The following is a 266-nucleotide window of genomic DNA, read 5'->3' on the forward strand; positions in this document are numbered from 1 at the left end:
GTTGACGGGTAGCCGTGCAACATCTGGGCTCGTTGGCAAATTCAACAGATCGTTATACGAGCCGGTAACGGCCACGGTCGCCAATTTTCCTGACGACAAGTTGCCTGCGGTTTGAGCCGTTGACGTAAGGATCACGCCACCTAGTGCCGATGTCGTGGCAATAGGCAACGAGTACGGAACCGGCTTGTTCGTCAGATCGTTGTAGCTGCCTGATGTTGCTACAGTGGCAAACCCAGTAATGTCGGTTGCTGTCAGCGTCACGGTTC

1 protein-coding gene is annotated in these 266 nt (G+C 54.5%); it reads right to left on the reverse strand.

Annotated elements, in window-relative coordinates; all coding sequences use genetic code 11:
- The coding region (locus tag AC1RPJ_RS08220; protein ID WP_481762918.1) for a hypothetical protein at positions 1-266 on the reverse strand (266 nt) is incomplete at both ends.

It is taken from the genome of Dellaglioa sp. CoH-57-MRSF-17 (assembly GCF_056782015.1).